The organism is Domibacillus sp. F004, from assembly GCF_057814295.1.
Window position 1 is genome coordinate 1 of the sequence record NZ_JBVATB010000006.1, and the last position, 20,224, is coordinate 20,224.

The 20,224-nt window shown below is 41.4% G+C and carries 18 protein-coding genes and 2 riboswitches; of the genes, 17 read left to right on the forward strand and 1 reads right to left on the reverse strand.

What is annotated here, in order from left to right:
* Positions 1-913: 913 nt before the first annotated feature.
* The gene (locus ACZYRN_RS14455; RefSeq protein ID WP_488912320.1) at positions 914-1,471 is read left to right on the forward strand and encodes an integrase; all 558 of its coding nucleotides are present in this window, start codon (positions 914-916) and stop codon (positions 1,469-1,471) included.
* Between the two features lie 225 nt (positions 1,472-1,696).
* Complete coding sequence (locus ACZYRN_RS14460) at positions 1,697-2,872, forward strand: glycerate kinase (protein ID WP_488912321.1); 1,176 nt, start codon at positions 1,697-1,699, stop codon at positions 2,870-2,872.
* Positions 2,873-2,993: 121 nt separating this feature from the next.
* Here ACZYRN_RS14460 and ACZYRN_RS14465 read toward each other — a convergent pair whose 3' ends face one another.
* On the reverse strand, positions 2,994-3,290 hold the full coding sequence (locus ACZYRN_RS14465; RefSeq protein WP_488912322.1) for a hypothetical protein: 297 nt from the start codon (positions 3,288-3,290) through the stop codon (positions 2,994-2,996).
* Positions 3,291-3,533: 243 nt separating this feature from the next.
* On the opposite strand from ACZYRN_RS14465, the gene nadE reads away from it, so the two are divergent.
* The 15 genes from nadE (at position 3,534) to purF (ending at position 20,212) form a co-directional block, all read left to right on the forward strand.
* The gene (gene nadE, locus ACZYRN_RS14470) at positions 3,534-4,355 is read left to right on the forward strand and encodes an NAD(+) synthase (protein ID WP_488912537.1); all 822 of its coding nucleotides are present in this window, start codon (positions 3,534-3,536) and stop codon (positions 4,353-4,355) included.
* Between the two features lie 186 nt (positions 4,356-4,541).
* The gene (gene guaA, locus ACZYRN_RS14475; protein WP_488912323.1) at positions 4,542-6,095 is read left to right on the forward strand and encodes a glutamine-hydrolyzing GMP synthase; all 1,554 of its coding nucleotides are present in this window, start codon (positions 4,542-4,544) and stop codon (positions 6,093-6,095) included.
* Between the two features lie 88 nt (positions 6,096-6,183).
* A riboswitch (purine riboswitch) is annotated at positions 6,184-6,285 on the forward strand.
* Positions 6,286-6,380: 95 nt separating this feature from the next.
* Complete coding sequence (locus ACZYRN_RS14480) at positions 6,381-7,715, forward strand: NCS2 family permease (RefSeq protein ID WP_488912324.1); 1,335 nt, start codon at positions 6,381-6,383, stop codon at positions 7,713-7,715.
* Between the two features lie 94 nt (positions 7,716-7,809).
* Entirely contained in the window at positions 7,810-8,652 is an 843-nt protein-coding gene (gene glcT, locus ACZYRN_RS14485; RefSeq protein WP_488912325.1) for a glucose PTS transporter transcription antiterminator GlcT, read from the forward strand.
* Between the two features lie 173 nt (positions 8,653-8,825).
* On the forward strand, positions 8,826-10,892 hold the full coding sequence (ptsG, locus tag ACZYRN_RS14490; RefSeq protein ID WP_488912326.1) for a glucose-specific PTS transporter subunit IIBC: 2,067 nt from the start codon (positions 8,826-8,828) through the stop codon (positions 10,890-10,892).
* 98 nt (positions 10,893-10,990) lie between these two features.
* Positions 10,991-11,533 (forward strand): DUF2179 domain-containing protein, encoded by a 543-nt coding sequence (locus ACZYRN_RS14495; RefSeq protein ID WP_488912327.1) that lies wholly within the window; start codon positions 10,991-10,993, stop codon positions 11,531-11,533.
* Positions 11,530-11,724 (forward strand): NETI motif-containing protein, encoded by a 195-nt coding sequence (locus ACZYRN_RS14500; protein WP_488912328.1) that lies wholly within the window; start codon positions 11,530-11,532, stop codon positions 11,722-11,724. Before ACZYRN_RS14495 ends, ACZYRN_RS14500 begins: the two co-directional genes overlap by 4 nt.
* Positions 11,725-11,799: 75 nt before the next feature.
* Positions 11,800-11,899: riboswitch (purine riboswitch) on the forward strand.
* 94 nt (positions 11,900-11,993) lie between these two features.
* Entirely contained in the window at positions 11,994-12,482 is a 489-nt protein-coding gene (gene purE / locus ACZYRN_RS14505; RefSeq protein ID WP_488912329.1) for a 5-(carboxyamino)imidazole ribonucleotide mutase, read from the forward strand.
* On the forward strand, positions 12,475-13,602 hold the full coding sequence (gene purK, locus ACZYRN_RS14510; protein WP_488912330.1) for a 5-(carboxyamino)imidazole ribonucleotide synthase: 1,128 nt from the start codon (positions 12,475-12,477) through the stop codon (positions 13,600-13,602). Before purE ends, purK begins: the two co-directional genes overlap by 8 nt.
* Before the next feature lie 27 nt (positions 13,603-13,629).
* Positions 13,630-14,925 carry an adenylosuccinate lyase gene (gene purB / locus ACZYRN_RS14515; protein ID WP_488912331.1) on the forward strand — a complete coding sequence of 432 codons (1,296 nt, stop codon included), beginning with the start codon at positions 13,630-13,632 and terminating at the stop codon, positions 14,923-14,925.
* Between the two features lie 30 nt (positions 14,926-14,955).
* Positions 14,956-15,669, forward strand: coding sequence for a phosphoribosylaminoimidazolesuccinocarboxamide synthase (gene purC / locus ACZYRN_RS14520; protein WP_488912332.1), 714 nt, complete (start codon positions 14,956-14,958; stop codon positions 15,667-15,669).
* Positions 15,669-15,923, forward strand: coding sequence for a phosphoribosylformylglycinamidine synthase subunit PurS (purS, locus tag ACZYRN_RS14525; RefSeq protein ID WP_488912333.1), 255 nt, complete (start codon positions 15,669-15,671; stop codon positions 15,921-15,923). Before purC ends, purS begins: the two co-directional genes overlap by 1 nt.
* The gene (gene purQ, locus ACZYRN_RS14530; RefSeq protein ID WP_488912334.1) at positions 15,920-16,603 is read left to right on the forward strand and encodes a phosphoribosylformylglycinamidine synthase subunit PurQ; all 684 of its coding nucleotides are present in this window, start codon (positions 15,920-15,922) and stop codon (positions 16,601-16,603) included. The genes purS and purQ overlap by 4 nt, the downstream gene beginning before the upstream one ends.
* Positions 16,587-18,815, forward strand: a complete 2,229-nt coding sequence (gene purL / locus ACZYRN_RS14535; protein ID WP_488912335.1) for a phosphoribosylformylglycinamidine synthase subunit PurL — start codon at positions 16,587-16,589, stop codon at positions 18,813-18,815. The genes purQ and purL overlap by 17 nt, the downstream gene beginning before the upstream one ends.
* The gene (gene purF, locus ACZYRN_RS14540) at positions 18,791-20,212 is read left to right on the forward strand and encodes an amidophosphoribosyltransferase (RefSeq protein ID WP_488912336.1); all 1,422 of its coding nucleotides are present in this window, start codon (positions 18,791-18,793) and stop codon (positions 20,210-20,212) included. The genes purL and purF overlap by 25 nt, the downstream gene beginning before the upstream one ends.
* Positions 20,213-20,224 lie beyond the last annotated feature (12 nt).

Below are 20,224 nucleotides of genomic sequence, written 5' to 3' on the forward strand. Positions count from 1 at the left end.
GGTTTTTGTCAGATGAACAACGACAAAAAATGAAACATCCAAACGATCAGCCGAAAAAAGAAAAACGTATCGCCAGTCGGATGGCGTAGTCGGCACAGACCTTGCCCTCTTGAAGGACTGTTTTTCTCTCAAGAGTTGTTCGCCTAAGTTCCGCCTCTGTCTCTTTCAATGAAAGAAGGTAAGCGGGATGTTTGCGAAAAAGAACCCCATGGCTTCAGCCGTGGGAGTGGTCAGAAGAGCGCGAGAATCCGAGCACCAGAGTTCCATTAAAAGAAGTTGTTTTCGAAGGAGCAATCAATTCGTAAACTGAAATGATATATTTCTAAGTAAAACCGGAACAAACCGATGAAGGATAAAGACAACATTTCGGAAATTTTATACGCTAAGCAGATTCAATCAAAAAACCGATTTTCTGTATTCAGAAATCGATTTTTTGATTGAAATTGTTTATGATAGGGAAGACGCCTTTTTCCGACAGGGACCGTCATCGAGTCAATCAGCATCAATTGGTTCGGGATCTTCAGCGGCCGCCGTGCAACATGATTGCATTGATCAATGGTTTTCTGAAATAGCTCCTTCATCAGATGAAAATCAAGATGGACGCCCTTCTTTATGTTAATGGAGGCAGCCTCTTCTTTTGTTGATTATTAAAAAATGGTTCATCTGCTTACACAAAAAAGCGTTTTCTAGTTATAAAGAGAACGCTTTTTGCTAATTTAAACAGGAATAGAGTTAAAAATCATTTATTGAAAAAAGAAAGATTTTACTATATATTAATATGGCTGGTAAAAACTTCATAACCTCATACAGGGAACACTTTCCACCTTTCGCAAGAATCCTACTCAACCTCATTTTTGTAAGCTTTTAAATAATCGTTGACCTTAAAAATTAAATAAGAAAGTAAGGAAAATAAATGAAAGAAAAAAATAGAGATAGACGAATCAACCGACTGATCCAGTCCACTATGAAAACTGTCGGGATGGATATTGAGATCAAACAGGAACAGACCGGAGTGAATATGAGTTATAATTTTATCTTTGACTATGTAGGTGTTGACATGCAGCGTGTGAGTGAAGCAATAAAGGAAATGCAGATTCCGGTTTCAATCGAAACATATATCAAAACATTTACATTGCACGAGTTAGGGCATGCGCTGGATCGGAGAGCTTTATTGGATTCACTGGACAGAACACTTGAAATTTTTGAGATGAAAAGAAACTATACGCTGTATGAACAGTACAATGACATTCATCTGCTCGCTATGCTGATTGAAGAGCATAAGATGAATATTGATTTTGAAGAAAAAGCTTGGATGAATGCTGAAGAATTGAACGAGAAATATGGCATTGTAGATTGGGGTATTTTTGAGAAGTTGAAAGACCAAGGAATGGCCACTTATATGAACTTATATAAAGAAGATTTACAGCTCTATAGCAAGCTTGTGGCAGAAAATAGTGAAAAAACTGCGTAAGCATTGATACAAATGAGTTCATAAAAAATGTATATTTTAATGAATTTCAACAGGCTGCGATAAACTTATGCGACAGCCTCTTTGCTGTTTACATTTGCAATTAGAGAACAGAGGGAAGGATTTTTCTTCTATTGTATTCGTACACGATAGAGTCATGGACAATGATAGATAAAATTCTTATAATTTAAATCAAGTTATTGGAAGCGTTTTCTGAAGGGGGATTTTATGAAAATCATTATAGCACCAGATTCATTCAAAGGAAGCCTAACTGCGGTTGAAGCAGCAAATGCGATAAACAGGGGCATTAAAAAGGCGTTTAAGGAAGCGGAAACAGTCTTACTCCCTGTAGGGGATGGCGGCGAAGGAACGATGGAAACCTTGGTTGCTGCTACAGGAGGAGAAATAAGAACAGTCTCCGTGACGGGCCCGTTAGGCAATCAGGTCGAAGCAGCCTATGGAATATTGGGGGATAGTGAAACGTGTGTGATTGAAATGGCCACTGCATCGGGGCTCCACTTGATGCCTGGGGAGAAGAGGTCTCCTCTGCAAGCCACTACTTACGGCACCGGGCAATTAATTCAGCGGGCTCTTGATGACGGATTTATTTCCTTCATTATTGGTTTAGGGGGATCGGCGACAAATGATGGAGGAGCTGGAATGCTTCAGGCTCTGGGGCTGCAGCTTTTTGATAAACAAGGAAATAAAATTGGCCATGGCGGCGGCGAACTAAACAAAATTAGGAAAATTGACTTACACTCTTTTGATAAACGAATAACAGACAGCAAGTTTATCATTGCTTCTGACGTCCAAAATCCGTTGATTGGACCAGAAGGCGCTTCTCGGGTTTTCGGTCCGCAAAAAGGAGCCACAGCTGCGGAGGTGGAATTGTTAGAGCGGAATCTCACCCATTGGGCAGACGAGGTTGCCAAAGCAACCGGGATCAAACTTCACGATCAGCCAGGCGCAGGGGCAGCCGGCGGCATCGGAGGCGCATTTCAAGCTTTTTTCCCAGTTAAAATGAAGCGTGGGATAGATGTCGTTCTTAACTATATTAAACTGGATGATGAATTGGCGAATGCAGATCTTGTCATTACAGGAGAAGGAAAGGTAGATAGCCAAACAGTATTTGGGAAAACCCCCATCGGTGTCGCTCAAGCAGCGAAAAATCGAGATGTTCCAACCATTCTTATGACTGGATCTATTGGGGAAGATATTGAGGTACTTTATGATGCCGGTGTTGTAAGCGTAAACAGTATTATTAATAGACCAATGTCTTTAAAAGAAGCTATGGAGCAGGCAGAGGAATTACTGCAATCAAGTGCAGAACAAGTTATTCGTTCGTATTTCTATCGTAGTATAAAAGAGAAAATGAAGCTGTCTTCAATAAGACATGAAGAATGACTGCCTAACTAGGGAGTCTTTTTTTCTGTGAGGTTAAGTATAGATTTATTAACTTTAAAAGAAGGAATTAAATGAAAAAAGAATCTTCAAGAGCGAAGATTCACGATTATAATCCCTGTTATTATAATGTAAATCTATTCTCTAAATCATCAAATCCTTGATCATTGTCTTTCCTTACTTCAAATTGTATGCCATCACGAGAAAACACGCTAACTTCATAGTTTTTGTAATCCCCATAGTTTTTGCGCTTGCCTTTTACATCGTAGATAAAGCCAATATAGTCTTTTCCTTCACCTGGCAAAATCTCTTCTTCAACGAACTGAACGTCTTTGTAGTCAAAGGGTCCACTCGATAATACATTTTTGATGGTTTCTACTGAGCTTGACAAATCACATTTTATTTTTTCTGAGGAATTCATTTAATCCACCCTTTCTTTTATTAATTTGACTCCATTCTTTAAAGCTATGCTATGTTATTCCCTGTATGAATCGTTTTAAACGTAATTTATCTGAAAACACTATTAATTTTTAGAAGGTGTTTTTTATTTGTAAATAATAAGTTACATTTAACCAAAATGGAGGTAAACAGTAATATCAAAATAAAAATGATACAATAATGACAAATGTATGAAAGACGGAAGGAGATTTTAGTTGTGCGTGACATGCAAAAAAAAATTATTGAAGAGCTAAAAGTGAAACCGGAGATTAATGCACAGGAAGAAATTAGACGAAGTGTTGATTTTCTGAAAGATTATTTGCGCCGCCATTCTTTTTTAAAAGGATTTGTACTCGGTATTTCCGGTGGTCAGGATTCAACACTCGCTGGTAAACTTGCACAGATAGCCGTCGATGAATTAAAAGAAGAAACAGGTTCTGAGGACTACGCTTTTTTTGCTGTACGTCTCCCATATGGAGTTCAAAGGGATGAAGATGATTGTCAGGATGCACTTGACTTTATCCAACCGGATGAAACGTACACGATTAATATTAAACCATCTGTGGAAGCGAGTGAAGAGGCACTCCGGGCAAATGGTATTGAATTAACGGATTTTTCAAAAGGGAATGAAAAAGCACGTGAACGAATGAAAGCACAGTACAGCATTGCTGCTATGAAACATGCAGTTGTCATTGGAACGGATCATGGAGCAGAAGCTGTAACGGGTTTTTACACAAAATACGGTGACGGGGGTGCTGATCTTGTTCCGCTTTTCCGTTTGAATAAGCGGCAAGGACGTCAAATGCTGCAAGAATTGGATTGTCCGAAGCATTTGTACACGAAAGTACCGACAGCTGATCTTGAAGAAGATCGTCCGCAGCTGCCGGATGAAGTGGCACTTGGCGTTACGTATAAACACATCGATGATTATTTGGAAGGGAAAACGGTACCGGATGCAGCAGCGGAAAGAATCGAAGAATACTTTAAAAAATCCGCGCATAAACGTCATCTTCCCATTACTGTTTTTGATGATTTTTGGAAAAAGTAATGCTTTCCGGCTTCTGCTGGGAAGTTTTTTTAAATCTGAATTTTCAATAAAAACTCCAACGCCTTGACCGGTTCGCTGTATACATATAAAATGAGGTCAAAATGTGTGAATACGAACAAACAATAGAGGATTGTTTCCGATAATACGGAATTGTTGAAGATAGTTAAACAAAGAGGAGTAGATACGATGACAGGAAAATCAGAGTTACAAAATCAGGAAATGATCCTAGTGCTTGATTTTGGCAGTCAGTACAATCAATTAATCACACGACGAATTCGTGAATTTGGTGTATACAGTGAGCTTCATCCACACACAATTACATTGGAAGAAGTGAAAGAAATTAACCCAAAAGGGATTATTTTCTCTGGTGGACCAAACAGTGTGTACGCAGACAATGCATTTGGCTGCGATGAACGTATTTTTGATTTAAATATTCCTATATTTGGTATTTGTTACGGCATGCAGTTGATGACAAAATATTATGGGGGCAAAGTAGAATCGGCTTCTCATCGTGAATATGGCAAAGCGGCCATCAACGTGCAGACAGAATCCGCACTTTTCGCCGATCTGCCGAAAGAGCAAGTGGTTTGGATGAGCCATAGCGATCTTGTAACAGAAGCGCCGTCAGGATTTACGGTTGATGCTGTGAATCCGTCATGCCCGATCGCGTCGATAAGCTATGCAGAAAAAAATCTGTATGGTGTTCAGTTCCATCCAGAAGTAAAACATTCTGTGTATGGCAATGATATTTTGAAAAATTTCGTCTTCGGTGTTTGCGATTGCACAGGAGACTGGTCAATGGAAAACTTCATCGAAGTCGAAGTGGAAAAAATTCGTCAAACAGTTGGTGACAAAAATGTTCTTTGTGCTATGTCAGGCGGTGTTGATTCATCAGTAGTGGCGGTATTGATGCATAAAGCAATTGGTGATCAACTAACATGTATTTTTGTCGATCACGGTCTTTTACGTAAAAACGAAGCAGAAGAAGTGATGGATACATTTGCGAATGGATTTAATATCAACATTATTAAAGTGGATGCAAAAGACCGCTTTTTAAATAAACTTGTGGGTGTTTCTGATCCAGAGAAAAAACGCAAAATTATTGGTAATGAATTTATTTATGTATTTGACGATGAAGCATCAAAACTAAAAGGTATTGATTACCTTGCACAAGGAACACTTTATACAGATATTATTGAAAGTGGGACAGCGACCGCGCAAACAATTAAATCACACCATAATGTCGGCGGCCTGCCAGAAGATATGCAATTCCAATTGATCGAACCGCTTAATACTTTATTTAAAGATGAAGTACGTTTGCTCGGTTCTGAGCTCGGTATTCCAGATCATATTGTCTGGCGTCAACCATTTCCAGGACCTGGTTTGGGCATTCGGGTTCTTGGGGAAATTTCTGAAGAGAAATTGGAAATTGTTCGCGAATCCGATGCGATTTTACGTGAAGAAGTGCGTAACCATGGACTTGAGCGTGAAATTTGGCAATACTTTACCGTTCTTCCGGATATCCGCAGCGTGGGTGTGATGGGGGATGCACGTACGTACGATTACACAATCGGCATTCGTGCGGTGACATCCATTGATGGCATGACATCTGATTGGGCACGTATTCCTTGGGAAGTACTTGAAGTAATCTCAACTCGTATTGTTAATGAAGTAGCACACGTAAACCGCGTCGTGTATGACATTACGAGCAAGCCGCCTGCAACGATTGAATGGGAATAAAACACGAACGAATATCCAAAAAACAATAACTTTGTTCGTCTTTTTTTATTGACGAATAATTATTATATGAGTAAGATGAAAGAGAACTACATTATTTTTCGCATTGTATCGTATATCGTCAAGAATAAGGCTTGACAGTTTCTACCGGGCTGCCGTAAATGGTCCGACTACGAATGAATGAAAAGAGAATGATCTCTTTCTGTATTCTTTTCTTAGTCATGCCCGGAACAAATCTGTTCCGGGCATTTTTTCTTATCTGAAGTTACGATCGGAAGGAGAACTATTATGAATAAATTTTTCCAATTGGAAGAATTAGGTACAAATTATCGACGCGAATTTATTGGTGGTTTAACTACCTTTTTATCAATGGCGTACATTTTGATTGTCAATCCAATTACGTTGTCACTGCAATCGATACCTGATTTGCCTGACGCGATGCGGATGGATTATGGAGCTGTGTTTACGGCAACAGCACTTGCTGCTGCACTTGGTTCCATTATAATGGGTATTTTTGCAAAATATCCAATTGCGCTGGCACCAGGGATGGGATTAAACGCATTTTTTGCTTATACAGTTGTTTTAGGATATGGAATTCCGTGGGAAACGGCTTTAACAGGCGTTTTAATTTCCGGATTAACTTTTATTGTTTTAACCATTTCAGGACTTCGGGAAAAAATCATTAACGCAATTCCCGCTGAGCTTAAATACGCGGTCGCAGCTGGGATCGGATTGTTTATCACATTCGTTGGTTTTCAAAATGCAGGTATTATTGTTAATGATGATGCCGTACTCGTTGGACTTGGTGATTTAACTTCAGGCAACACACTGCTGGCCGTCTTTGGCATTATCCTTACAGTTATCTTGATGACAAAAGGGATTAATGGCGGAATTTTTTATGGCATGGTTATTACATCAATTGTTGGAATGATTGTTGGATTAATTAGTCTTCCAACAGGTATTGTTGATATGGCGCCAAGTTTGGCTCCAACTTTTGGTGTGGCTGTTGAGAATATTTTCCAATCGCCTAGTAATGTATTTACCTTGCAAATGCTTGTTGTTATCCTGACATTTTTATTCGCTGACTTTTTTGATACAGCTGGAACGCTTCTCGCTGTCGCAAACCAGGCAGGATTGATGAAAGATAATAAACTACCACGTGCAGGAAAAGCATTGCTTGCCGATTCATGCGGAACAGTATTAGGAGCGATTATTGGTACTTCAACTACAACTTCTTATATTGAGTCTTCTGCGGGTGTAGCCGCTGGAGCACGTTCTGGTCTTGCAGCAGTCGTAACTGGATTGTTCTTCTTATTATCACTTTTCTTCTTTCCGCTTCTTCAAGTGATTACGGCACCAGTAACAGCACCAGCGCTTATTATCGTCGGGGCCCTTATGGTGTCGGCTTTAGGAAAAATTGAATGGACAAGATTTGAAATCGCTGTTCCTGCATTCTTGACGATTATCGCCATGCCGCTTTCTTACAGCATCGCGACTGGAATTGCGATTGGATTTATTTTTTATCCAATTACAATGATCGTCAAAGGGCGATCAAAAGAAGTTCATCCAATTATGTATGGAATGTTCGTGATCTTCGTTTTATATTTCATCTTTCTTAAATAGGAATAACAAAACACCTTCTCAGGATGAGAAGGTGTTTTTTCGAATCAACATCGTGCTATACTGTAAAAAGAAAAAGGACATTGGAGATGCTGCCGTGGAAAAATTTTCTGTGAAAAAAGTATTAAACAACAACGTGCTTATCGCTTCAGGAGAAGATGGTGTGGAAGTTGTATTAATCGGAAGAGGAATGGGATTCGGGCGACAGCAGGGAGACAGCATCATCCGTGATTCAGTTGAAAAGCTGTTTGTTTTGACCGATCGGAATGAGCAGGAGCAATATAAAAAGTTGCTGCCGAGTATTGATGATGAGACATTAAAAGTAATGATTGCAGCGGTTGAATTGATTCGTGATCGTGTTGGACAAACGTTAAACGAGCATATTCACGTTGGCCTGACTGATCACCTTTTGTTCGCTGTCAACCGGATGATCCGAGGGATTGGAATACGGAATCCATTTTTGTTGGAAACGAAAGCGCTCTATCCGTTTGAATACGAAGTGGCAGAATCAGTAACCAAGCTTATTAACGAGCGGTTGACGGTGGCGCTGCCTCCAGGTGAGGTAGGTTTTATTGCCCTTCATATACATAGCGCGATTGCAAATCAAGATGTACGTGATTTGAGCCGTTATTCAGAATTGATGGCAGCCCTTATTCAAATGATTGAACTGCAATTAGACGTGAAGGTAGATAAAGAAAGCATTGATTATATGCGGCTCGTCCGTCATATTCGCTACACGATTGAACGGGTTGTCCGCGGTGAAAAAGTGGATGAACCTGAAAAAATAGCAAGTCTATTGAAAACAGAATACCCAATATGCTATAATCTGTCGTGGAAGCTAATCAAAGTGATGCAGCAAACATTAAAAAAGCCGGTGTATGATGCAGAAGCGGTATACTTGACGATGCATTTGCAACGGATTCAGACAAAAATGAAATAATTTCCGTTCTTTTACGTGTTACTGATACGATCAGGCATGAGTAGAGGAGATATAGGGAATAGAAGGATAAATACTTCTGTTTTCTGTTGTCTTCTTTTCTCATGCCTTTTTTCGTGTTTGTCTATGTTCTCTTTGAAAAGCGCATACTAAAAATAATTGAAGGAGGAAAATATATGTTTAAAAAGTTTTTTGGTGTTTTGCAAAAAATTGGTAAAGCACTTATGCTCCCTGTAGCGATTTTGCCGGCCGCTGGCTTACTTCTTGCAATCGGTAATGCACTTCAAAACCCGACACTTGTCGAATTGGCTCCATTTCTTGAAGCAAATTGGATTGTTCAAATAGCAGCAGTTATGGAAAATTCAGGGGATATTGTATTTGGCAACTTGCCCATATTATTTGCTCTTGGGGTGGCCATCGGTCTTGCAGGAGGAGATGGTGTAGCCGGTCTTGCAGCATTAGTCGGGTATTTAATTATGAATGCCACCATGGGAACAGCTCTTGGTCTTGACCGATTAGAGGTTATCGAAAATGCGGATCCAGCATATGCGCTCATTTTAGGGATTCCATCTCTTCAAACAGGCGTATTCGGGGGAATTATCGTCGGTGTTCTCGCGGCCTATATGTACAACAAATTCTTTAACATTGAATTGCCGTCCTACCTCGGTTTCTTTGCAGGTAAACGGTTTGTTCCAATTGCAACAGCTGCATCATCGGTTGTACTCGGTCTTTTAATGATTTTCATCTGGCCAACCATTCAAAGTGGTTTAAATACATTTTCTCATTTCGTCTTAAATTGGAATCTTGCCGGATCAGCTTTCGTTTTCGGTGTGATTGAACGTGCATTAATTCCATTTGGTCTGCACCATATTTTCTATACACCATTTTGGTTTGAGTTCGGTTCGTATATAAATCAGGCTGGGGAAGTTGTTCGTGGGGATAACACAATTTTCCAGGCGCAAATTAAAGATGGTGTTCAAAACTTAACAGCTGGTACATTTATGACAGGTAAATATCCGTTCATGATGTTTGGTCTTCCAGCAGCAGCGCTTGCGATTTATCATGAAGCGCGTCCGGAACGCAAAAAGATTGTTGCCGGTATTATGGGTTCTGCCGCTTTGACCTCTTTTTTAACAGGGATTACTGAGCCGCTCGAATTCTCATTCTTGTTCGTTGCACCTGTGTTATTCGCCATTCACACAATCTTTGCAGGTCTCTCATTTATGACGATGCACCTTCTAGACGTTAAAATTGGGATGACTTTCTCTGGCGGTTTGATCGATTATATTTTATTCGGTGCCATTAATCCGCAAACGAACGCATGGATCGTTATTCCAGTTGGTCTCGTCCTAGCGGTCATTTATTACTTTGGTTTCCGTTTTGCGATTCGCAAGTTTAATTTGGCAACACCAGGACGTGAACCGGAAGATGAAAATGAGGACAACGATGCACCAGCAGTTGTTGCGAGTGAACTTCCGTATGAGATATTAGAAGCAATGGGCGGCAAAGAAAACATTGCTAACCTGGATGCGTGTATTACACGTCTTCGCGTTTCGGTTAACGACAGTGCGAATGTTAACAAAAAACGACTGAAACAGCTGGGAGCTGCCGGGGTTCTTGAAGTTGGTAACAACATTCAAGCAATTTTCGGTCCTCGTTCAGATAGCTTGCGTCACCAAATGGCGGACATTATGAAAGGAAATTCTCCACGTCCGACTGCGGTAAAACCAGATCAAGAAGTACAGAAAGAAATTGAACAGGCGGCACCTGCTGCGATTCGCAATGATGTGACAAGTCGTTTCGTTGCGCCACTCACAGGCGAGTTAATGCCGATCACAGAAGTACCGGATCCTGTTTTCTCAGGAAAAATGATGGGGGATGGTTTTGCGGTTAAGCCAACTGAGGGTATAGTTGTCTCACCGGTTGACGGTAAAATCATCAATGTCTTTCCAACAAAGCATGCAATTGGTCTTCTGTCAGATACTGGTCTTGAAGTATTAATTCATTTCGGTATTGATACGGTGAAATTGAAAGGTGAAGGGTTCGAATCACTTGTCTCAGAAGGGGACACTGTGAAAGCGGGTCAGCCACTTCTTAAAGTAGACCTTGATTACATTGCCGAAAACGCAACTTCAACAATTACACCAATTATTTTTACAAACCTTGCTGAAGGTGAATCAGTGGTTGTTGATAAACCTGGTTTAGTGAAATCTGGTGACGAGAACATTATCACTATTAAATAAGAAGTGATCGGTCTTAAACAGTCTAATACGGACTGTTTAAGACTTTTTTATTTAATGAGTGTATGATACACTGCCGTCAAAGAGGAGTGGAAAAGCCGATGATAGATAACGCCATTTTTATGGTTGTGATCATATTATGTATTAACGTTGTATACGTGTCGTTTTTCACGATTCGAATGATTTTAACATTGAAAGGATACCGGTATACAGCTGCTTTTGTCAGTACCATTGAAGTTGTCATTTATGTTGTCGGCCTTGGGCTTGTTCTTGACAATTTAAATGAAATTCAAAACTTGATTGCGTATGCAGTTGGTTATGGCCTTGGTGTCATCGTTGGAATGAAAATTGAAGAGAAGTTAGCGCTTGGGTATATGATGGTCAATGTAATCACGAAAGAATATGACAAAGATTTACCAAAGCGGCTTCGTGAAGATGGGTATGGTGTAACAAATTGGGCAGCCAATGGTCTTGAGGGTGAGCGGATGGTTTTGCAAATATTAACACCAAGAAAATATGAATTAAAACTATACCAAAGAATACAGGAACTTGATCCAAAAGCGTTTATAATCGCTTATGAATCAAAGACGATTCACGGCGGGTTTTGGGTAAAAACAGTGAAAAAAGGAATGCTGATGAAATGAGCAAAAAGAAAATATTCCGAGTTGAAGCAGAGGAAACAATTGATCATTGTCTAGACCGTATGAGAGATGAAGGATATGTCCCGGTCCGGCGAATGGAAAAACCGATCTTTGAAGAAAAAAAGAAAAATGGAGAGACGATTCATGTCCCGATTGGCCGTGAAATCGTCTTTGAAGGAAAAAAAACGACGTAAATACGAACGTTTAAATAAACGCATTGAATATCGTTCGATTTTTATTGACAACTACTCTGCGTCGTTGTTAATATGTAAATGACAAATAAACCACCTCATATAATAGCGGGAATATGGCCTGCGAGTTTCTACCGGCTGCCTTAAACAGCCGACTATGGGTGAAAGCATTCGGAATCTCGATCGGCTGCGGACGAATCGCTTTCTCCTTCAACGGGGAAAGTGGTCTGTCCGCTTTTTTATGTAAAATAATCTCACATTGGAGGATCAATATGACGATTGAAGTTGGCGTTATTATGGGCAGCACATCGGATTGGGAGACGATGAAACATGCATGTGACGTACTAGACGAACTTGGCGTATCGTATGAAAAACGGGTCGTCTCTGCGCATCGTACACCTGACTTAATGTTTGAATATGCCGAGTCTGCACGTGAAAGAGGCATTAAAGTGATTATTGCCGGTGCGGGCGGAGCGGCTCATTTGCCGGGGATGACTGCGGCGAAAACGACATTGCCGGTTATCGGTATTCCTGTACAATCGAAAGCATTGAATGGACTTGACTCATTATTATCAATCGTTCAAATGCCAGGTGGTGTACCGGTTGCAACGACAGCAATTGGCAAAGCAGGCGCAACGAATGCTGGACTGCTAGCTGCGCAAATTTTGTCTATTGCTGATGCGAAAATTGCCGAAAAATTAGAAAATCGCCGAAAAGAAACAGAAAAAATGGTATTAGAAAGCAGTGATCAACTTGGCTAGAAAAATCATTGAACCAGGTAAAACAATTGGTATTATTGGCGGAGGACAACTTGGCCGAATGATGGCACTCGCGGCGAAGGAAGCAGGCTTTCGCATTGCTGTATTGGAACCGGTAGAAGATGCCCCCTGTACACAAACAGCCGATATTGTTATTCAAGCACCTTATGATGACCAAGCTGCCTTAAAACGACTTTCTGATGTAAGTGACGTGATCACATATGAATTTGAAAATATTGATTACGAAGGATTAAAGGAGTTAATGAAAGAAGCTTATGTGCCGCAGGGAGCAGAATTGATCCGAATTACGCAAAATCGTGTTTTTGAAAAAGAAGCGATTACAAATGCAGGTGTGCCAGTTGCTCCGTATCGCGTCATCCGGACAGAAGCCGACCTTAAGCAAGGCATGGAAGAGCTCGGTTTACCGGCGGTGCTTAAAACAGCAACAGGTGGCTATGATGGGAAAGGGCAATTCGTCTTAAAAGAAGCTGAACAAGCGATTGAAGCGGCCGCTCTTTTAACACATGGAGAATGTGTCCTTGAGCAATGGGTGCCATTTGAAAAAGAGATTTCCGTTATTATTACGCGTAATCCAGCAGGTGAAACAACCTATTTCCCAGCAGCAGAAAATATTCATGTTGATAATATTTTGCATGAATCCATTGTGCCGGCTCGCATTTCTGATGAAACGAAACATGCTGCGTTTGAAGCGGCAGAAAAGATTGCATCTGCGTTGTCACTTGTCGGTACACTTGCTGTAGAAATGTTCATCGGAAAAAATGGTGAAATTTACATTAATGAGCTCGCACCGCGGCCGCATAATTCAGGGCATTATACAATTGAAGCGTGCGGTATTTCGCAGTTTGGTCAGCATATTCGTGCCATCTGTAATTGGCCGCTTAAAAGTACAGAGTTGTTAAAGCCAGCTGTGATGGTAAATATACTCGGTGAACACGTAGATGGGGTCATTCAAGCGATCCTTAGTAAACCGGAATGGTCGATTCATTTATATGGAAAAGATGAAGCGAAAGAAAAGCGGAAAATGGGGCATGTGACCATTTTAGCTGAGACGGTTGAAGAAGCATTGCAAGATATAGACGAAAGCCGAATTTGGGCAAACTAAGATGTACACATATCGGAGGATGAAAAAATGATCGAACGTTATACGCGACCAGAAATGGGCACTATTTGGACAGAAGAAAACAAATTTAAGGCATGGCTTGAAGTTGAAATTCTTGCCTGTGAAGCATGGGCGGAAATTGGCGATATTCCGAAAGAAGATGTAAAGAAACTTCGCGAGAACGCTAGCTTTGATATTAACCGTATAAACGAAATTGAACTTGAAACACGCCATGATGTTGTGGCCTTTACGCGTGCTGTCTCAGAAACACTTGGCGAAGAGCGTAAATGGGTTCATTACGGATTAACGTCAACAGATGTCGTTGATACGGCATTATCTTACTTACTCAAACAAGCAAATGATATTTTGCGTAAAGATATTGAATCATTTATTGAAATCCTCCGAAATAAAGCGATTGAACATAAACATACGGTCATGATGGGCCGTACGCATGGTGTTCATGCAGAACCGACAACATTCGGACTGAAAATGGCGCTATGGTATGAAGAAATGAAACGAAATCTCAAACGCTTTAATGATGCTGCAGAAAATGTTGAGTTTGGGAAGATTTCTGGTGCAGTGGGCACGTATGCAAACATTGATCCGTTTGTTGAAGAATATGTTTGTGAAAAGCTTGGAACGAAACCGGCTCCAGTATCAACACAGACGCTTCAGCGTGACCGTCATGCTCATTATATAGCAACCCTCGCACTCGTTGCTGCATCCATTGAAAAGTTTGCAACAGAAGTACGCGGTTTGCAAAAATCAGAAACGCGAGAAGTAGAAGAATTTTTCGCGAAAGGTCAAAAAGGATCTTCAGCAATGCCGCATAAACGCAATCCGATCGGTTCAGAAAACATGGTTGGTCTGGCGCGTGTGATCCGTGGCCACATGGTTACAGCGTACGAGAACGTGTCGCTCTGGCATGAACGCGATATTTCGCATTCATCAGCAGAACGTGTGATTTTACCGGATGCGACGATTGCTTTGAACTACATGCTGAACCGTTTCGGCAATATTGTGAAAAACCTGACTGTGTTCCCTGATAATATGAAGCGCAATATGGATCGCACACTGGGCCTTATCTACTCACAGCGCGTTCTTCTTGCACTGATTGACAAAGGGATGGCGCGTGAAGCAGCGTACGACACCGTTCAACCGAGAGCAATGGAAGCATGGGATAAACAAGTTCAATTCCGTTCCCTTGTGGAAGCAGACGAAACGATTACGTCGAAATTATCTGCTGAAGAAATTGCAGACTGCTTTGATTACAATTATCATTTGAAGCATGTTGACACAATCTTTGACCGCATTGGCCTGAAGTAATGCTTATTCCTAACTGGGGAGGAACCGGATATGAACAAAGGTAAACAGCTTTATGAAGGAAAAGCGAAACGCATTTATGCAACTGACCAAGAAGATGTGGTATGGATTGAATATAAAAATTCGGCAACCGCGTTTAATGGCGAGAAAAAAGCTGAAATTGACGGTAAAGGCCGTTTAAATAACTTAATTACGGGGCTTCTTTTTCAAAAGCTTGCAGAAAAAGGGATTGAATCTCATTTCGTTAAACAAATTTCTGAAAATGAGCAGCTTGTAAAACATGTAACAATTATTCCACTTGAAGTCGTTGTCCGAAATGTTGCGGCAGGCAGTATTGCGAAACGTCTCGGTTTTGAAGAAGGAACGCCTTTTAAAGAGCCGATTGTCGAGTTTTATTATAAAAATGATGAACTGGGTGATCCGCTTTTAACAGAAGATCATGTGAAAATTCTTGATATTGCGACACCTGAAGAATTGCAAGTGTTGAAAAAAGAAGCATTGCGTATAAATGAGGTGCTTGTCCCGCTTTTCAGTGAAATAGACATAGAACTAATCGATTTTAAAATTGAGCTAGGCAAAGATAAAAGTGGGAATATTTTACTTGCGGATGAGATTTCACCGGACACATGCCGTCTTTGGGAAAAAGGGACAAACCGCAAATTAGATAAAGACCTTTTCCGCCGGGATTTGGGCGGATTAACAGAAGCATATACCGAAATCTATAATCGACTTGGAGGAACAATTTAATGTATAAAGTTAAAGTTTACGTTACACTTCGCGAAAGCGTGCTGGATCCGCAAGGAAAGGCTGTACAGCAGTCTTTATCAAGCCTTGGCTATAAAGGTGTAGAAGATGTGCGCATTGGAAAATATATGGAGCTTCAGCTTGACGATACAGTAACCGATGTAGAAGGAACAGTGAAAGAAGTATGCGAAAAGCTATTGTCTAACCCGGTTATTGAAGATTACCGATATGAAATCGAGGAGAGTGCGAAACAGTGAAATTTGCAGTCATCGTATTTCCAGGATCCAACTGTGATGTGGACATGTATCATGCAGTAAAAGACGAGCTTGGTGAGCAAGTAGATTTAGTGTGGCATGATGCCGACAATCTTGATCAATATGACGGAATCTTAATTCCAGGCGGCTTCTCGTACGGCGATTATCTTCGTTCAGGCGCGATTGCCCACATGTCAGTAGTCATGAATGCTATTAAAAAAGCGGCTGAAGCGGGCAAACCTGTTTTAGGTGTATGCAATGGATTCCAAATTTTGCTTGAGTCTGGACTTCTTCCAGGTGCGATGCTTCGCAATAAAAACTTGAAATTTATTTGCCGGACAGTTGAACTAACGGTTGAAAATAATGAAACAATGTTTACGTCTTCATACGAAAAAGGCGATAAAATCCGTATTCCGATTGCACATGGTGAAGGCAATTACTACTGTGATGAGGAAACGCTAGGAAAATTAAAAGAAAACAATCAAATTGTATTCACGTATGCGAGCGATGTAAATGGCAGTCTGTCCGACATTGCAGGCATTACAAACGAAAAAGGTAATGTACTTGGCATGATGCCGCATCCGGAACGGGCTGTTAGCGATCTTCTTGGCAGCGCAGACGGACTTAAACTTTTCCAATCAATTGTGAAACACTGGAGGGACTCTCATGTCGTTAATGCTTGAACCAAACGCGCAACAAATTAAAGATGAAAAGCTGTATCGTACGATGGGCTTGACGGACGAAGAATTCGATAAAGCAACAGAAATCATCGGGCGTTTGCCAAATTATACAGAGACAGGTCTATTCTCGGTGATGTGGTCTGAACACTGCAGCTATAAAAACTCAAAGCCAGTTCTTCGTAAATTCCCGGTTGAAGGCGAGCATGTTTTGCAAGGACCAGGTGAAGGTGCTGGAATTGTGGATATCGGTGACGGTCAAGCGGTCGTATTTAAAATTGAAAGCCATAACCATCCATCTGCTATTGAACCATATCAAGGTGCAGCGACAGGTGTAGGAGGCATTATCCGCGATGTTTTTTCAATGGGAGCACGCCCGGTTGCGATATTAAACTCGCTTCGTTTCGGTGAGCTTGAAACGTCACGTGTGAAATATTTGTTTGAAGAAGTGGTTGCCGGTATTGCTGGATATGGCAACTGTATCGGTATTCCGACAGTCGGCGGCGAAATCGGATTTGATCCATCTTATGAAGGCAATCCGCTTGTAAATGCAATGTGTGTTGGCTTAATTGCTCATGAAGATATTCAAAAAGGACAGGCAAAAGGCGTTGGAAACACAGTTATGTACGTTGGTGCGAAAACAGGACGCGATGGCATTCATGGGGCAACGTTTGCTTCTGAGGAGCTAAGCGAAAATTCTGAAGAAAAACGGCCGGCTGTTCAAGTAGGCGATCCATTTATGGAAAAATTGCTACTGGAAGCTTGTCTTGAGCTTATCCATAACGACGCCCTCGTTGGCATTCAAGATATGGGTGCAGCAGGTCTCACAAGTTCTTCTGCTGAAATGGCTTCTAAATCTGGTTCGGGTATGGAATTGAATCTTGATTTGATCCCACAGCGTGAAACAGGCATGACACCATACGAAATGATGTTATCTGAATCACAGGAACGTATGCTTATCGTTGTTGAAAAAGGACGCGAAAAAGAAATTGAAGACTTATTTGCCAAGTACGATCTGGAGGCGGCATCAGTAGGTGTTGTAACTGATGACAAAATGCTTCGTCTTCTTCATAAAGGTGAAGTAGCAGCAGAAATACCGGTTGATGCATTAGCAGAAGATGCACCGGTTTATCATAAACCATCAGCTGAACCACAATACTTCCGGGATTTCCAGGCTATGGAACAGGCAACACCGAATGTAACGGATTACAAAGAAACACTTGTAAATCTATTAAAACAGCCGACGATAGCGAGCAAAGAGTGGGTATATGACCAATACGATTATCAAGTACGGACAAATACAGTTGTTGCACCGGGTTCTGATGCGGCGGTTATTCGCCTGCGCGGCACAGATAAAGCTCTTGCCATGACAACAGACTGTAACTCTCGCTATATTTACCTTGACCCGAAAACAGGCGGTAAAATTGCGGTTGCAGAAGCAGCGCGTAACATCGTTTGCTCAGGTGCAAAACCGCTGGCGATTACAGATGGATTGAACTATGGCAGCCCTGAAAATCCAGGTGTATTCTGGCAGCTTGAAGAATCAGCTGATGGCATCAGTGAAGCATGTCTAGCACTTGAATCACCGGTTATTGGCGGAAATGTCTCTTTATATAATGAAACGAATGGCACAGCGATTTATCCAACACCTGTTATCGGGATGGTGGGGTTAATTGAACATACAGATTACATTACTACACAGTCCGTTAAACAAGCCGACGATCTTGTGTATGTTATCGGTGACGCTATGAATGAATTTGGCGGCAGCGAATTGCAAAAAATGACGAATGGCGGCGAAATTTTTGGTCAAGCGCCAGCGATTGATCTATCCGTTGAAAAAGCGCGTCAAGATGCGATTCTTTCAGCCATTCAATCAGGCCTTGTTCAATCTGCTCACGATATTTCAGAAGGTGGATTTGCAGTAGCTCTTGTTGAAAAAGTATTTGGCACAGATCTTGGTGTAAATGTATCCCTTGAAGGCGAAGCAACAGCCGCATTGTTTGCAGAAACACAATCCCGTTTTGTTGTTACGGTGAAAGCAGGAAATAAGGAAGCATTTGAAGCAGCTGTACAAGATGCAAAAGAAATTGGAAAAGTAACAGTAGAACCAGTCGTGTCAATTCGTGTCAATGGAGAAGAAGTGGTACAGGCATCTGTCAAAAGTCTTGAGGATGCTTGGAAAGGAGCTATTCCATGCTTGCTGAAATCAGAGGCTTAAACGAAGAGTGCGGCGTTTTCGGTGTCTTCGGTCATGAAAATGCTTCCCAAATCACCTATTATGGTCTTCAAAGCCTGCAGCACCGCGGACAAGAAGGAGCGGGCGTCGTCATGAGTGACGGCGAACACCTTCGCGGTCATAAAGGCGAAGGACTGGTGACAGAAATTTTCAATCAGGATATTATCAATGGATTAACAGGGGCAAGTGCGATTGGCCACGTTCGGTATAAAACAGCAGGCGGCGGCGGATATGAAAATGTCCAACCGCTTCTCTTCCATTTCCAAACAGGGAGTTTTGCGCTTGCACATAACGGAAATCTAATCAATGCCGATTCTTTAAAAAGTGAACTTGAAGCGCAAGGCAGTATTTTTCAAACGACATCGGATACGGAAGTGCTGGCTCATTTAATTCGCCGAAGCGGTCTTGGTACGATGAAAGATCGGATGAAAACAGCGTTATCTATGTTAAAAGGTGCTTATGCATTTCTGGTAATGACAGAAAATGAGCTGCATGTAGCACTCGATCCACAAGGAATGCGCCCGCTTTCAATCGGGAAACTAGGCGATGCGTATGTCGTCGCATCTGAAACGTGTGCATTTGATATTGTCGGCGCTGAATTTGTACGTGACGTGAAGCCAGGAGAATTGATTACGATCAATGAAGATGGCCTTCAATCTGAACAGTTTGCCGTTGCCACAAACAGTGCGATTTGTACGATGGAGTATGTATATTTCTCCCGTCCAGACAGTGACATTCATAACATCAACATTCATAGTGCTCGAAAACGTCTTGGAAAAATGTTAGCGAAAGAAGTAAACATTGAAGCGGATGTTGTTACAGGCGTGCCGGACTCAAGCATTTCAGCGGCAATTGGTTTCGCGGAGGCAACAGGTATTCCATACGAAATGGGTCTTATTAAAAACCGTTATGTTGGCCGGACGTTCATCCAGCCTTCTCAATCGCTTCGTGAGCAAGGGGTCAAAATGAAGCTTTCTCCTGTGCGCGGCGTAGTAGAAGGAAAACGGGTTATTATGGTCGATGATTCGATCGTACGTGGAACGACAAGCCGACGGATTGTAACCATGCTAAAAGACGCGGGTGCGAAAGAAGTACATGTGTGTATCAGTTCACCGCCGATTAAGCATCCTTGTTTTTATGGGATCGATACATCGAAAAGTGAGGAATTAATCGCAGCGCACTATTCAGTAGAAGAATTACGCGAATTAATCGGGGCAGATTCATTAACATATTTAAGCCCGGAAGGTACTATAGAGGCGATTGGCCATGAACAAAAAAATGGCGAATGCGGGCAATGTATGGCTTGTTTTACGGGTAACTATCCGACTGAAATTTATCCGGATACGAAACATCCAATTGATAAAGAAAAGATGTGCTGATGCACCGGATTG

Excerpts from the sequence above, each read along its gene's own strand:
- guaA (WP_488912323.1), top strand. The coding sequence starts at position 4,542 with ATGACAGGAAAATCAGAGTTACAAAATCAGGAAATGATCCTAGTGCTT.
- purF (WP_488912336.1), top strand. The coding sequence starts at position 18,791 with ATGCTTGCTGAAATCAGAGGCTTAAACGAAGAGTGCGGCGTTTTCGGT.
- purS (WP_488912333.1), top strand. The coding sequence starts at position 15,669 with ATGTATAAAGTTAAAGTTTACGTTACACTTCGCGAAAGCGTGCTGGAT.
- ACZYRN_RS14480 (WP_488912324.1), top strand. The coding sequence starts at position 6,381 with ATGAATAAATTTTTCCAATTGGAAGAATTAGGTACAAATTATCGACGC.
- purL (WP_488912335.1), top strand. The coding sequence starts at position 16,587 with ATGTCGTTAATGCTTGAACCAAACGCGCAACAAATTAAAGATGAAAAG.
- purB (WP_488912331.1), top strand. The coding sequence starts at position 13,630 with ATGATCGAACGTTATACGCGACCAGAAATGGGCACTATTTGGACAGAA.
- ACZYRN_RS14455 (WP_488912320.1), top strand. The coding sequence starts at position 914 with ATGAAAGAAAAAAATAGAGATAGACGAATCAACCGACTGATCCAGTCC.
- ACZYRN_RS14465 (WP_488912322.1), bottom strand. The coding sequence starts at position 3,290 with ATGAATTCCTCAGAAAAAATAAAATGTGATTTGTCAAGCTCAGTAGAA.
- nadE (WP_488912537.1), top strand. The coding sequence starts at position 3,534 with ATGCAAAAAAAAATTATTGAAGAGCTAAAAGTGAAACCGGAGATTAAT.
- ACZYRN_RS14500 (WP_488912328.1), top strand. The coding sequence starts at position 11,530 with ATGAGCAAAAAGAAAATATTCCGAGTTGAAGCAGAGGAAACAATTGAT.
- ACZYRN_RS14460 (WP_488912321.1), top strand. The coding sequence starts at position 1,697 with ATGAAAATCATTATAGCACCAGATTCATTCAAAGGAAGCCTAACTGCG.
- purC (WP_488912332.1), top strand. The coding sequence starts at position 14,956 with ATGAACAAAGGTAAACAGCTTTATGAAGGAAAAGCGAAACGCATTTAT.
- ptsG (WP_488912326.1), top strand. The coding sequence starts at position 8,826 with ATGTTTAAAAAGTTTTTTGGTGTTTTGCAAAAAATTGGTAAAGCACTT.
- purE (WP_488912329.1), top strand. The coding sequence starts at position 11,994 with ATGACGATTGAAGTTGGCGTTATTATGGGCAGCACATCGGATTGGGAG.
- ACZYRN_RS14495 (WP_488912327.1), top strand. The coding sequence starts at position 10,991 with ATGATAGATAACGCCATTTTTATGGTTGTGATCATATTATGTATTAAC.